Here is a 14,000-nt window from a genome sequence, read left to right as displayed (position 1 = left end):
GGTAATTCGGGACAAATTTCTAGAGCCTTAGAAAACATTAAGCTATAAAGTTGTACACAGTGTGAATAAGTTGGGGTACATTTTTAGAAAGCCGGGTACCCCGATATCCACAAGGATCATATAACACTTCAGAATTTCTTTCTTTTTTTATTTATGGTTAATGGTCGTATGAATTCTGAACAAAGCTCTTTAGCTCCATCACAAAAACCACTTTTGAAAGCTTTAAATGGGGAAGCAGTTTGGCCGCCACCTATATGGCTTATGCGTCAAGCTGGGCGTTATCTTCCTGAATTTCGAGCAATGCGTGAAAAGGCAGACTTTTTAACACGTTGTATGACGCCTGATATGGCTGAAGAATTAACGTTACAGCCTATTCGTCGCTACGCGATGGATGGGGCTATTTTATTTTCAGATATTTTGATTTTGCCTTGGGCTATGGGCCAATCTTTAGAATTTATTGAAGGGCGTGGACCCGTTTTAAACGCAATAAAATCTTATTCAGATCTTGAAAAACTTAGCCTTTCGCGTGTTCCAGACATTACCGCACCTGTCCGGGAAACGTTGTCACGTTTAAGAAAATCACTTCCTCAAATGACAACTTTATTAGGTTTTGCAGGAAGCCCATTTACGGTTTCGTGTTATATGGTTGAAGGAGGTGGTTCAAAAGATTTTGCGGTTACTCGCAAAATGATGCAAACAGAACCTGTTCTTTTTGATAAATTAATAGAAAAATTAACGATTGGTACAGCAGAAATGCTTTGTGGTCAGATCGAAGCAGGTGCAGAAACTGTTATGTTATTTGATTCTTGGGCTGGAATTTTGCCACCTTCAGCTTTTAGGAAGTATGTTATTGAACCTACACGACAAATTGTTGCTCATATTCAGAAGCGTTATCCTTTAATTCCAATCATTGGTTTCCCTCGTCTTGGAGGGGTAATGGTTAAGGAATATGTTGAAAAGACTGGTGTAAAAACATTAGCGTTGGATACAGTTGCTGATCCTGCCAAAGTTTCTGAATTAGTCCCTAATGTCACCCTTCAGGGTAATCTGGATCCTATGATTTTGTTTTCAGGGGGAGAAAATCTTCGCAAAGAAGCTTTATCCATACGAGATAAACTGCGTGGAAAACCTCATGTTTTTAACTTAGGTCATGGTGTTATGCAGCATACACCCCCTGAAAATGTTGCAGAACTTGTAAAAACGGTGCGTGGTTTATGACAACAGCTCTTGATGCTAACGGTAAGTTAAAGCTTGTTATTTTTGATTGTGATGGTGTTTTAGTTGATAGTGAACGTCCATCCAATCATGCAACAGCAGAATTTGCACGATCTCAAGGCTTGAATATTTCAGATGAAGAGGCGTTTCGTCGTTTTGCGGGGAAAGCCATTCCTCAGGTCATAAAAGAATTAGAAGATGATTTAGGACGTTCTTTACCAGAAAATTCGGCACTTAATTTGCGAAAAAAAATTGTACAAGTTATGGAAAAAATGGCTGTTCCTATTGATGGATCGCCAGAAATGCTTGCTGATATTGTGTCTTTACGAATGCCATTTCGTGTGGGTTCAAATTCTTCATTAAAAGAAATGGAAGTGAAGTTTAAAATTTCTGGAATTTCGCAGTTTTTTGAGGAAAATAGAATACATTCAGCAAATGATATGGGAGCTCCAAAACCTTCTCCTGAGGTGTATCTGTACGCATCTCAAGCTGAAGGAGTAATGCCAGAAAACTGTGTTGTTATTGAAGACAGTGACACAGGAGCAGAAGCAGCAAGACGTGCTGGAATGAGTTGTATTCTTCTTCGTTCTAAAGAAGAAGCGTTACCTCCTTTTTGGCCTGTAAAAGGCTTCGTTCAAATTAATCATTTATCAGAGTTAGCGCCGTTATTAGGAAAGGTGTTAGAGGAACAGCAAAGTCAATGATAAATTTTTTTGCCATTCATTTAAGCTGGTTGCTTGCATTGCATATTATGGCCTTCACAGCTTGGATGGCAGGAATGTTTTATTTACCTCGATTATATGTGTACCATACCCAAGTTATTGCGGGTACAGCAGAAGATGAGCGCTTTAAAGTGATGGAACGTAAGCTGCTCAAACAAATAATGACACCAGCTATGATTGTAACAGTGATGGTTGGTGTCATTATGGCTTCTATACCAGATGTTATTGATTGGTACAGCATGTGGTGGTGGGTAAAATTAATATGTGTTTTTGGTTTAGTGTCTTTTCATGGAGCGTGCTCAAAATGGAGAAAATTATTTTATAAAAATGAAAATAATCATTCAGAAAAATTCTATCGAATGATGAATGAAGTTCCAACGGTTTTGATGATTATTTTAGTTATTATGATTGTTGTAAGACCATAAATATATTTTGAAAGAAGGTAACGGATTTATAATAATCCGTATTTAACTCCTGTCATATTTTCAGAAATATTCCATAATCGTTTAGCTATCTTTTGATCTTGGGCAAGTATAGGAACTTGGGCCAATCCAGGGTTGCCTAGACGTTCTTTTTTATCTTGAGGGCCGTAATATTCTCCATCTTCTGCATAAGGAGAAGCAAGAGAATAAAGAAGTGGCCAAGCACCCTCTTCTACGGTTTGGCTCATATGATTGAAAACTGGCTTAACTAGATGTTTTATAAGAAGACCAGATACTGATTTTTTTTGATTTAAAGTATTATTTGAAAAAATATTGCTTGCAGCCCAACCTGGATGGGCTGCTCTTGAGTGAATAGGCCATGGTGCTTTTTGAGCACGTCTGTTGAGCTCAAGAGAAAAAAGAAGGTTTGCAAGTTTACTTTGTCGATAACGAGCGCGAGCACTGTAGTAATGACGAGCGTTTAAATCACCAAAAGGTAATTGTCCTTTCAGTGCAGCCAAGGAAGAAACAGTCATAATTGTTGCATTCCCAGAAGCCAATAAAGGTAGAAGACGACCAGTTAGTGCAAAATGTCCTAAATGATTTGTTCCAAATTGTATTTCGAAACCATCTTCTGTTTCTAATCTATGAGGAGGTCCAAAGAGGCCTGCATTATTTGCAAGAAGATGTATAGGTTTATTTCTTTCTTTAAGCTTATGAGCAAAAGAAGCAATTGAAGAAAGAGAAGCTAAATCAAGGTTTTCGAATAAAGCTCGTGCACTTGGGACACGACGATAAAGATGATCGAGAGCTTGATAACCTTTATCGTTATTTCGACCGGTAAGGATAATGTTTGCCCCGCAAGTTGCAAGGCCACAGGCTATTTCAAAACCCAGTCCACTTGTGGCTCCAGTGATGATAGCTGTTTTCCCATCTAGTCTATTTAACTCATTAACAGACCAGATTTTTTTCGAAGAGTGCTTCATCAAAAGATCCTATTTAAGATTGGGGTTTAAAGGAGTTTTCGTCTTTTTTAGCTTCTCTTAATGCTTCATCTGTGAGGCGTTTTTCATTTTTCTTTAGGAAAAGAAAAATAAGAATAATACAAGTGACGCCAATAATACCCAATGTTATGCCAACTGGACCAGAAAGTTTTTCAATTTGTTTGCCGAGTTCATATGTAATAAAGGAATATCCGCCGGCCCAGCAAATACCTCCAAGAGCATTGTAGAATAAAAAAGAATGCCATGGCATGCGTGTTGCACCAGCAAGGAGAGCAACAAAGACACGTAGAAGTGCTAGAAAACGGCCAGAAAAAACAACAATTCCACCGTGTTTTTTGAATAAATACCGTCCTAAAAGAAGGCGTTCATCGGTAAGACCTATTTTTTTACCGTGCTTTTGTAGAAGATTGTAACCAAAATGATGGCCAATAAGATAACCAAAGTTATCTCCCATAATGGCGCCAATGATAGCAGCAAGCGCAATCCATTGGATCTGCATCTGATGAGTGCTTCCTGCATATAGTGCAGAAGCAATAATCAAGCTTTCAGCAGGTAAAGGTAGGCCCATACTTTCAAACATTACAGTTAAGCCAATAACGCTGTAACCATATTGCTGTAAAAGATGCGCAAGAATGTGAGTGAGATGAAACAGTTTCGTATCCTTAAGTTAGAATGTTAAAAGATATATTACAGATTTTGTTATCTTAGGACATCACAAGAAGGTTGGAAAATGGTCAATCAAAAAAAACTTTTCTCAACAGGACATTGGCCTTCTTGGGTAACTCCCGAATTAGTGGCAGGGAAAAACATTTCTTTTTCAGAGATAAAAACAGTTCAAAATTGGGTTTTTTGGTTAGAAGGAAGACCTGAAGAAAATGGAAGATCAGTCGTGGTCGGCCGCTCTCCTGAAGGGAATATGTTTGATTTAACACCTCCAGAGCGAAAAGTTGGCACCCGAGTGCATGAATATGGTGGAGGGGCTTGGGATGTTCGATTAAAAAATAATATTCCAGAAGTTATTTATAGTGATAGTAAAGAAGGTGGGGTTTGGCTTTCTTTTGATAATAAAACAAAAAATATTATAAAAAATGAAGATAAAAATGAAAAAAGATATGCTGATTTAAAATGGGATAATGTTGGAAAAGGTTTTTTTTGTATAAAAGAATTACATAAAGAGAATATAGTTGAGTCTACAATTTTTTATATTAGCTTAGAAGGTCAGGAAACTGTTTTAGACAAAGGGAATGATTTTTATGCAGCCCCTCGTCTTTCTCCTGACGGGAAGTATTTAGCATGGTTTACGTGGAATAATCCTGAAATGCCATGGACAGTTACTCAGTTGTATGTGGCATCATTCAGTTCAGAAAAGAAAACATTAGGATCTGCCATTTGTCTTAATTTTGGTAAGACGTGTAGTATTATTGAACCAAGATGGGCCGATGAAAAAACACTTTACGCTACGTCAGATGAAAATGGTAGATGGACACCAGTCAGATTTACTCATCAGAATGAAGAGTGGGTAAAGGATAATTTACCTGATGCTGGTGCAGAAATAGGCCTTCCTCACTGGGTGTTTGGCCAAAGAACATATGTTCCGTTAACAGATTCGAAAATTATTGCACTGGGTATAGAAAATGGTTTGAATAAAACGTTTCTTTATTGTGGGAAAGAATGGAAAAAAATAAATTTAGGAGCGCCTTTTAACGTTCCAGAACCGCTAGAGAATGGAATGTTCGCATGGATTGACACGCCTGAAAATGCTCCACCTGCTCTCGCATTGGGAGACTTAGAAACAGGAAAATTTGATCGTTTTAAGGTCAGTGTTCGTTTGCCAGACGGCATTATGCCAGATGATATATCTATACCAAAACCGATAACATTTACGACGAAAGGCGGCATAGAAGCATATGCGTTATTTTATGCACCGACGAGTAGTAAATATTCATTGATAGAAAATGAAAAACCCCCACTTGTTGTTATCGTACATGGAGGACCAACAGGTCGTTCTAATCCAGGTTTTGCGTTTAAAGTTCAATGGTGGACATCCAGAGGGTTCGCTGTTTTAGATGTAAACTATCGTGGTTCTACCGGCTTTGGACGAAAATACAGAGAATTGCTCGATGGCGAGTGGGGTGTTGCTGATGTTGAAGATTGTATAGCAGGAGCCCAAGCTGTTATTGACCAAGGATGGGTTGATCCAAAACGATGTGTTATCCGAGGAAGTAGCGCCGGCGGTTTAACGGTATTGTCTGCATTAGCCCAGTCTTCCGTATTTGTAGCGGGAACATCTTTATATGGCGTAACAGATTTGCGAGCATTGGTTGCTGAAACGCATAAATTTGAGGCTCGTTATTTAGATAGTTTAATCGGTCCTTATCCTGAAAAAGAACAAGTGTACGTAAAACGTTCTCCTTTAACTCAAGCGGATAAAATAAATGTTCCTGTCTTGTTCTTACATGGAGGCAACGACAAAGTTGTTCCTCTATCTCAAGCAGAGCTTATGAAAGAGAAGTTAAAAGATTCTTCTTTACATATTTACCCTGAAGAAGGCCATGGATTTAGGGAAAAGGAAGTTATTGAGGATGCTCTAGTGAGAGAGTTAAATTTTTACCAAAGTGTATTTAAATAATAGGTAAACATATAGAGTGTTTTTAAACACTCTATATTTATTCTTGGTCGATAGAAGATGTTTTTTCAGGAAGTCTTTTATCAATCCATTTCACAAAAACACGTAAAATAGTATTCGCAAATAGAATAAAAAAAGTAAGTAATGCTGCTTCAGCAATCATATCACTTCCAGCACAAGCGCCAATCGCAGCTGAACACCATAGTGTTGCGGCAGTGTTAAGCCCCCGAATATTGGCGCCATCCTTCATGATAACACCTGCCCCAAGAAAGCCGACACCCGATACAACATAAGAAATGACACGGGTAGCAGAAGTATTACCATCAATACGCTGGGCGAGATCTACAAAAGCTGAAGCACCTAAAGCAACCAGAGCATTTGTTCTAAGCCCAGCGGTTCTTTGGCGGAACTGTCGTTCTGCTCCAATAAGAGTTCCGAATATAAAGGCAGAAAGGTAACTTAAAAAAGTATCTGTAAAAGAATGAAGATCAAAAGTTTTAATAAAATGCATATTTTAGTCTTTAAAACAGAATGAATGCTATAGCGTCGTTATCTCATTTGAAAAAACGACGCTATAGTGTTTTTTATGACATAGTTGGTCTGTCCATGGTTTTACGTAGAGTATACAGGCTAAGAGATCTTATGGTTGCCCCTGCATTTGTTGCCTGCAGGCTCAGTGTATCAAGTGGACTGGTTGGATAAATAAGAGCCGTTCCAACGGATAAGCCATCATTTGCAAATATTTCTAGAGCACATGCATCTAGAACAAGTTGCAGTGAGAAGCTTCTACTATTCGTGGTCAAAGGAGTTGAAAATCTTCCTGTGAAGAAAGGTTGGGATAGACCACGTAGGTTTCCTCTATCAAGCCAGAGTTGAGCTGAGAAAGCGTCAAATCCAATTGAAAGATTTTCCCCTTGGTCATTTGAGAAGATGATTGAAAAACGGCCTGCTTTTCCACCATCTATATCTGGTAGAGCATTTTTGCGTTCATCAAGTGTGACATCAATATTGAGTTCGATGGCTTGCCCTGTAGGAACAGAAACCTGAACGCCACTTTTCTCAGGAATTCTCGTTACATGGAAAGGAATTTTCTCTTGCCGGAATTTTTCTAGTCCATAAGGGCGTTGAACGAGCCTCAGCCAATTCATTTCATCTCGACGCAGAGACATTTTGCGAGGAAGTGTCATTAATCCACGCCAGCTTCTGTTTGGCACTTCTTCACAGTATTGCCAGTTACCAAACCAAGCAAAATATACACCTTCATTATTAGGCATATTATCATATACCTGCATAGCATAACTATCTTTTGCAAAATCTGTTATACCTACAACGGTATTATCTGGAATAAAGCGTTCCCCATCGAAGTCTCCTACGAAATATTGGGTAACACTTCCTCCTTGGGGACCGCCAGGATTTACAGAAACAAAAAGAACCCAACGTGTCCCAGATTTTCCATTCTCTTCAATGGGAAGTTCAATAAGATTAGGACATTCGTAATCAACACCAAAAAGCCCAGAGGGGCCAAAATCACTTAAATGCATCCAATTTTTAAGATCAATTGAACCATAAAAAGAAACCTCATGGGCACGTGATTTTACAATGACCATGACCCATTTTTGGCTTTCTGCATGCCAAAAAACTTTTGGGTCACGGAAAGAGTTTGAGCCTATGTCAAGGATTGGGTTATGTTCGGAATCAATAAAGCGTTTTCCACCATCCGGGCTCCAGGCAATATATTGGGTTTCCAGTTTTGGTGTTGAACGTGTGTAAATAGCGACGAGCCCACCAGCCATGGGAGGGAGTGTGCTGCTAGGCGTACTCGCTGCTTCTTCTTTTCCATTAACTGTTGATGAAGGGGCGTAAATCTCGCCAAACGGTGCGTTTGTATTAGGGCCAAGCACTTTAACATTATCAGGTGATAATGGTGCGTCAGAGGCGCTTTTATTTAATTTTCCGGCAAGAGCTTGTGTAGCCGCTTCAGTTGCTGTTTGAGCTGGCAATGCAGCTGATTTATTTTCAGTTTGTGTGATGGGCTGTTTTGCCGGGAAAAGCCCGGAGACATTGTCTTTATCTAAGATCACACATCCGGTGTAAGCTTCTCCTGCAGATGTTTGGTCGATAGCAATGGGTTGATCTTCCCACGTGTATAGATCTGTACTTGTTGCATGCCCCCAATGAACTTGACCTGCATATGGAGCGAAAGGGTCATATTGATAGTATAAATGGAAAAGTTTTCCATCAAAGATCAAACCATTCGGGTCATTCATAAATCCTGTTAGAGGAGAAAAATGAATGGTTGGGCGATATAAATAGTCGCTTTGTGTTTTAACAACAGGTCGGTTGGCTACGCCTGGTTGGTTCCCTGGTTCAGGGTGAGAGCTGTTTTGATTCGTATTATCGCTATTTTTTTTATCAGCAGCATTTGCAACCTGACGACTTCCGGCCATTGCACCGAGTGCAATGATTGAAGCGAGAGTACCGCGTCTGCCAAGTGCGAGTTTATCTTTTTTATCAGTCATACGACCTCAGAAAGTAAGAATGGAGAAAGAAGGAGTTGCAGATTTTTCGTGATTAAGATTTTATAAAAACATGAAACGTTTAGACCCCTTTCTCATGTCTTTGGTGGTTGCCATTATTTTGGCATCAATTTTTCCTGCTTCAGGAGGAACGCAAAAAGTACTAGAGAGGTTAACTTATTTTTTAATTTCTATGATGTTTTTCTTTCAAGGTGTAAGGCTGGAAAGAAAATTTCTTCTAGAGAGCTTAAAAAATTGGACTTTGCAGCTCTCAGTATTATTTTTCACATTTATATTTTTCCCTTTTATGGGAGTATTTTTTTATTTTGTTTGCAATGAAGTTTTAAAAGAGTCGTTTTTTGAGATAGGCCTATGGCAAGGCATTTTGTTTTTGTGTTGTTTACCGTCGACGGTGCAGTCATCAATCGCTTTAACATCTATAGCAAGGGGTAATATTCCTGCTTCTATTTGCGCATCAACAACATCCAATATTTTAGGAATATTTATAACACCATTTTTATTTAGTATTTTAATTGGTAGTAGTAATGGAAATTTGGCATCATATAATACAATTATTGATATAGTGAAAGAACTTTTAATACCATTTATTTTAGGGCAAATCTGTCAAAAGTGGTTATATAGAATTATTAAAAAGAATAAAATATTAATATCATTTACAGATAGGGGATCTATTTTATTTGTTGTATATAGTGCTTTTAGCTCTGCTGTCTTAGAAGGTATTTGGAGAAAAGTATCTGCATTACATATTGCAGAAGTGTTTTTTATTGATTTTTTAATGTTGGCTGTTGTTTTATATTTTTCTTATTACCTTGCGAAAAAAGAAAAGCAATCTCTTGAAAATAGTATTTCTTTACAGTTTTGTGGTTCAAAAAAATCATTAGCTTCTGGGATACCAATGGCAAGTATTATTTTTCCGCATCATGAGGTGGGTATTATTGTTATTCCTCTTATCATATACCATCAGATACAACTCTTTGTTTGTACGATATTAGCAAGAAAATATAGTCAGAGATTATAGATAACCTTAAAAAAGGGTTGGATTAGATAACCCAACCCTTAGGATAAGAGATATTACTTATTAACAAGTAGGTTTAAAAGTAATTGTGAAAACTCATTTGGGTTTTTCAGTGATTCTCCCTCTTGTAACTTTGCTAAATTTAGTAAAACCAGAGCATAGTCGTGAATATTTTTTCCTTCGGCTACCTTTTCGCTAAGGTTTTTGATCAATGGGTGACGAGCATTAATTTCAAGAATTGGTGGGACTTCAGGAAGAGATTGCCCAGAACGACGCATTAAACGTTGCATAGTGAGATCCGGCCCTCCTTCAGAGGTTAAAACGACAGCGCTTCCTTTCAACCGTTCTGTATTGCGGACATCTTTGACGTTATCTCCAAGAGCATCTTTTAAAATGGGTAAGAGTGTATCAAGATTGGCAGGTTCGGTTTGATCCGCATCTTTATCTTCAAATTTATCTAAATCACTGTGAGAGTTTATGACAGAACGTAAGACCTTATCATTGTAAGAGTTAAGGCGTTCTGGCCAAAAAGCATCAACAGGATCAGATAAAAGCAGAACTTCTATTCCCCGACTACGAAAGCCTTCAAGTTGAGGGGAAGACTTCAAGGAAGCTAAATTATCACCTGTGAGAAAGTATATTGCGTCTTGGCCTTCTTTCATTCGGGAAATGTAGTCATCTAATGTTGTTAGATCATCACTATGAGTACTGTGAAAACGTGCAAAACTAGCGATTTCTTGTTTATACTCACTATCTTCCCAAAGGCCTTCTTTGATGACGGCTCCAAAATTTTCCCAGAAAGAATTGAATTTTTCATCTGCAGTTTTAGCTTTGTTCTTTATTTCGGCTAAAACCTTTTTGGTGACGGCTTTACGAATACGAGCAAGAACAGGTGTGGTTTGCAGCATTTCACGTGAAACATTCAAAGGAAGGTCTTCTGTATCGACAACACCTTGAACAAAACGCATCCAGTTTGGCACTAATTCTGCATTGTCCGTGATAAACATACGTCTCACGTGGAGATGGATGTGACTTTCACGAGTTTGTTGCTCCATGAAGTCAAAAGGCCGCTCACTTGGTAAGAAGAGGAGAGAGGTAAACTCCGTGGTTCCTTCTGCGTGCCAATGCATGGTAACGTAAGGCTCATCGAAGGCATGTGAAATATGGCGGTAAAATTCTGTATATTGCTCAGAGGTTATGTCTGATTTATTTTTTTTCCATAAAGCTGTTCCTTGATTAATTGTTATGTCTTCATGAGAACCATCTTCTTTTGTTTCACGTAATGTAATTGGCCAAGAAATATGGTCTGCCCATTTGCGAATAACAGATCGTAAACGCCAGTTATCAAGAAATTCTTCTGCGTCTTCCTTCATGTGAAGGATAATATCTGTTCCTGCATGAGAACGAGAAGCAGGTGTTAAAGTAAAAGATCCTTTTCCATTAGAAGACCATGTCCAAGCTTCGTCGGAGCCAGCTTTTTTGGATGTAACATCAACCTGATCTGCGACCATAAAAGCAGCGTAAAAACCAACACCAAATTGCCCAATCAGACTAGGGCGTTCTTCTGGTTTTGCGGAGCTTAATTTTTCACCAAAAGCACGCGTTCCAGAACGAGCTATGGTTCCGAGGTTTTGAGCTAACTCATCATGTGACATTCCGATGCCATCATCAGAGATTGTAAGCTTTTTTTCTGATTTATTCGGTGTAATTTGAATATTTGAGTTTTCTGGAAGAGCTAAAGACGCGTCTGTAAGTGCTTCAAATCGACGTTTATCACTCGCATCTGCAGAGTTGGCGACGAGTTCTCGTAGAAAAATTTCACGGTCTGAGTATAAGGAGTGAACGACTAAATCAAGCAGGCGCCCGACTTCAGCATTAAATTGATGGTTTTCAGTTTGTCCTTGTTTATCATTCATTTTTAAAACCTTTATGAAGACTAATTTCTAATATAATATGTAAATTAGTCTTTGGTTTTCAATATTCTTTAGAGATACCGTGTGAGTGAAAAATCAGACATTTTAGCAATAAGAGAATAAGATGCCTGGAGTTGGTTATTTATGTCATTAAGTTGAACAGAAACTGTGGCGAGATCTGCATCACGTGTAGAATTAAGTTGAGACGTTAATATATCTTTATTTTGAGATAAAAGAGAAGATTGATGCTGTAAATTGTTTTGCTCTATCCCCATTGATCCATTAATATTTTCTAATCCTTGAATTACTTTGCTATTAGAAGATAAAACTTCTTTCAGTAAGGGATTATAGTTTTCTTTTAATTTTCCTACGTTAACTGAGGATACGATCATTAAATTGCTAAAGAGATTTTTTATGATGCTTTCCGAATTGGACGGCATTTTTATATTAGCATTTGGAAAGCTCATAACAGAAGAAGAGAACGGTTTGTTTTTTGGGCTATTTTGAACAGCCTGTTGTGCTAAAGACAATATGCTATTTGAGTTTTTTCCAGAATAATTGTTAACAATTGATTTAATTTCCTTGTTAAGGGAGGATGTATTTATATCTTCAGATATAGGGGGAATATTATCATTTATATCTGAAAATATATATTTGTTTCCCTTTTGTGAATTAATTAGATTTGTAATATCTGAAATATAAACCTTTGCTTGGTTTTGTAAATCAGAGATGTTTTTCTGTGACACATTATTTGAGAACGAGTTTATTAAAAGATTAAAATTATTTGATATTTTTATTAAAGAACCTACATAGTTTTGTCGGATTGAGAGGTCTGTTTGTGATATTTTTATATTATTATTGAGAGCATTTATTTTTGTTATTGTTGGCTGCAAGTTTAAATTTTCAATACGATTGCTTCCAAGGTTTGTGTAATTGCCAGATAAAACACCGGAAGAGACTTCTTCTTGAAGGTTATTTTTTTTATTTTCCAAGCTATTAAGATCAAAAGTTTGGAAATTAGAGAAATTAGAGTTGCCAAATGATGAAATAATTTCAGACATACTAATTTCCAATAGCATTCATAAGGGTTGTAAACATTGATTGAACCATTGATATTACTTTGGCATTTGCTGAGTAAGCATTTTGTAGAGTAACAATATTTGTCATTTCCTTATCTATAGAGACACCCGAGGTTTTTGATAGGGTAGATGAAAGGTTTTTTTGAGTGTTTTCTGAAAGAGATAAACGATTTTGAATGTTATTGGCTGTTGTTGCTTGACTGGATGTTAAGCTAGTCGCGAGAGATAAAATATCTTGCTCCCCGCTATATCCTGTAGAAATATTATTACTTCCATAATTTATATTTGGTGCTTTCGGTGTGTTTGTGGAGAAGGTATTTTGTAATATATTTTGTATGACATCTTTATATTTAGAAGAAAGAAAAGAGGAGTTTTGAATATATATACTGGATACTTGAAAATTTTGAGAAAATCCTAAGATACTGCTCGGTTCATTTCCATTAACATTATTAGATGAGTTTTTATCAGAGTTTGTGAATAAATTCATTCCTTGAGAACTGAAACGATTAGCAACAGTGTAAGAGAGAGAATCTAGCTGAGCTTGCATTTTAGGTAATATAGAATCTCGGAGTGTTATATTTGCTCCTAACGATCCTCCACTTAAATGAGATGTTGCGTCTTTCCCTTGTAACATTATCCCAGGAATAGAAGTCGTTAGGGAGTTTTTTTCGTAAAAAGAATCAACAGAGAGATTGGTTAAAGAGATTGAAAGGGGCCATTTGTTAGAAATAGAATTATCAGAACGGTGAGTAGGTAATGTTAAACCATCTTTAGTTGAAATTGTCATATCCCCATTTGAGGAGATATTCCAAGAAATTTGTAGAGTATTTGATAAAGAAGAAAGGGCTGAAAAGCGTTCGTTTTCAAGACTTGTAGTATCTAATCCTTGATTTTTCATGACCATTATTTGTGATGAAAGGTTACCAATGCTTGTTAAATTATAATTAATGCTGGATATATTGTTATTAATTTCGTTTTGAGCATTCTGTCTTTGGGATTGGATAACGTTTGCAATATTATTAACAGATTGAGCAAAATCATTTGCGCGCGCAAGAACAGTATTTTGCAAAGTATAGTTGTCTTCAGAAGACGTTAATTGGATTAAAGAAGATTGTATATTTCCAAGTTGGTCCGTTAATGTTCCAGTTTCCCCCGGGTCAGCCGAAACAGAACCTTGCATACTAATAATAGGAGAAAGAGCATTATTGATTGTATTATATTCAGAAACATTCGCATTTTGTTTATATAAAGCTTTTTGAATTTGGATATTGGTTGAAAGGCTATCAGGAACAGCTCTAACACCTGCTCCTATCCCGTTTAATGATGTCGTTTCGACGTTTGTATCTTCTTTAATATACCCTTCCGTCTCAGCATTGGCTATATTTTGAGAAGCCGTGGACATGCCATATTGAATGACATTTAATCCAGAAGAAGCAATCGAGAGAGAATTTTCAAGGTTCATAATGA

At 37.3% G+C, this 14,000-nt stretch carries 12 protein-coding genes; 5 read left to right on the top strand and 7 right to left on the bottom strand.

What is annotated here, in order from left to right:
* Nucleotides 1-168 precede the first annotated feature (168 nt).
* The 3 genes from hemE to hemJ are packed head-to-tail and all read left to right on the top strand — an operon-like array spanning nucleotide 169 to nucleotide 2,362.
* On the top strand, nucleotides 169-1,218 hold the full coding sequence (hemE, locus tag E3D00_RS04415; protein WP_141460299.1) for a uroporphyrinogen decarboxylase: 1,050 nt from the start codon (nucleotides 169-171) through the stop codon (nucleotides 1,216-1,218).
* Nucleotides 1,215-1,919 carry an HAD family hydrolase gene (locus tag E3D00_RS04410; protein ID WP_141460297.1) on the top strand — a complete coding sequence of 235 codons (705 nt, stop codon included), beginning with the start codon at nucleotides 1,215-1,217 and terminating at the stop codon, nucleotides 1,917-1,919. Before hemE ends, E3D00_RS04410 begins: the two co-directional genes overlap by 4 nt.
* Nucleotides 1,916-2,362, top strand: a complete 447-nt coding sequence (hemJ, locus tag E3D00_RS04405) for a protoporphyrinogen oxidase HemJ (RefSeq protein ID WP_141460294.1) — start codon at nucleotides 1,916-1,918, stop codon at nucleotides 2,360-2,362. The genes E3D00_RS04410 and hemJ overlap by 4 nt, the downstream gene beginning before the upstream one ends.
* Before the next feature lie 26 nt (nucleotides 2,363-2,388).
* Here the strand turns inward: hemJ and E3D00_RS04400 are convergent, their stop codons facing one another.
* Nucleotides 2,389-3,345, bottom strand: coding sequence for an SDR family oxidoreductase (locus E3D00_RS04400; RefSeq protein ID WP_141460291.1), 957 nt, complete (start codon nucleotides 3,343-3,345; stop codon nucleotides 2,389-2,391).
* 13 nt (nucleotides 3,346-3,358) lie between these two features.
* Nucleotides 3,359-3,943, bottom strand: a complete 585-nt coding sequence (locus E3D00_RS04395) for a DedA family protein (protein ID WP_141460289.1) — start codon at nucleotides 3,941-3,943, stop codon at nucleotides 3,359-3,361.
* 150 nt (nucleotides 3,944-4,093) lie between these two features.
* On the opposite strand from E3D00_RS04395, the gene E3D00_RS04390 reads away from it, so the two are divergent.
* Entirely contained in the window at nucleotides 4,094-5,992 is a 1,899-nt protein-coding gene (locus E3D00_RS04390) for a S9 family peptidase (protein WP_141460287.1), read from the top strand.
* Nucleotides 5,993-6,029: 37 nt separating this feature from the next.
* Here E3D00_RS04390 and E3D00_RS04385 read toward each other — a convergent pair whose 3' ends face one another.
* Together E3D00_RS04385 and E3D00_RS04380 are read right to left on the bottom strand one after the other, a co-directional pair.
* A complete protein-coding gene (locus E3D00_RS04385) occupies nucleotides 6,030-6,500 on the bottom strand; it encodes an MgtC/SapB family protein (protein WP_141460285.1) in 471 nt (156 codons plus the stop codon).
* A gap of 73 nt (nucleotides 6,501-6,573) precedes the next feature.
* Entirely contained in the window at nucleotides 6,574-8,508 is a 1,935-nt protein-coding gene (locus E3D00_RS04380; protein ID WP_141460283.1) for a glycoside hydrolase family 32 protein, read from the bottom strand.
* Between the two features lie 70 nt (nucleotides 8,509-8,578).
* On the opposite strand from E3D00_RS04380, the gene E3D00_RS04375 reads away from it, so the two are divergent.
* A complete protein-coding gene (locus E3D00_RS04375; protein ID WP_141460281.1) occupies nucleotides 8,579-9,544 on the top strand; it encodes a bile acid:sodium symporter family protein in 966 nt (321 codons plus the stop codon).
* Nucleotides 9,545-9,597: 53 nt separating this feature from the next.
* On the opposite strand, the gene htpG is transcribed toward E3D00_RS04375, so the two are convergent.
* The 3 genes from htpG to flgK all read right to left on the bottom strand — a co-directional run bounded on the left by htpG (nucleotide 9,598) and on the right by flgK (nucleotide 13,995).
* Nucleotides 9,598-11,457: a molecular chaperone HtpG gene (htpG, locus tag E3D00_RS04370; RefSeq protein ID WP_141460279.1), complete on the bottom strand. Its 1,860-nt coding sequence runs from the start codon at nucleotides 11,455-11,457 to the stop codon at nucleotides 9,598-9,600.
* Between the two features lie 68 nt (nucleotides 11,458-11,525).
* Nucleotides 11,526-12,515: a flagellin gene (locus E3D00_RS04365; protein WP_181442000.1), complete on the bottom strand. Its 990-nt coding sequence runs from the start codon at nucleotides 12,513-12,515 to the stop codon at nucleotides 11,526-11,528.
* Between the two features lies 1 nt (nucleotide 12,516).
* The gene (flgK, locus tag E3D00_RS04360) at nucleotides 12,517-13,995 is read right to left on the bottom strand and encodes a flagellar hook-associated protein FlgK (RefSeq protein WP_141460275.1); all 1,479 of its coding nucleotides are present in this window, start codon (nucleotides 13,993-13,995) and stop codon (nucleotides 12,517-12,519) included.
* Between the last annotated feature and the right edge of the window lie 5 nt (nucleotides 13,996-14,000).

The sequence above is a fragment of the Swingsia samuiensis genome (genome assembly GCF_006542355.1).
In the GTDB taxonomy this organism is placed as follows: domain Bacteria; phylum Pseudomonadota; class Alphaproteobacteria; order Acetobacterales; family Acetobacteraceae; genus Gluconobacter; species Gluconobacter samuiensis.
The sequence above is the reverse complement of the archived record's forward strand: the minus strand, read 5'-3'. Positions and strand labels throughout refer to the sequence as shown.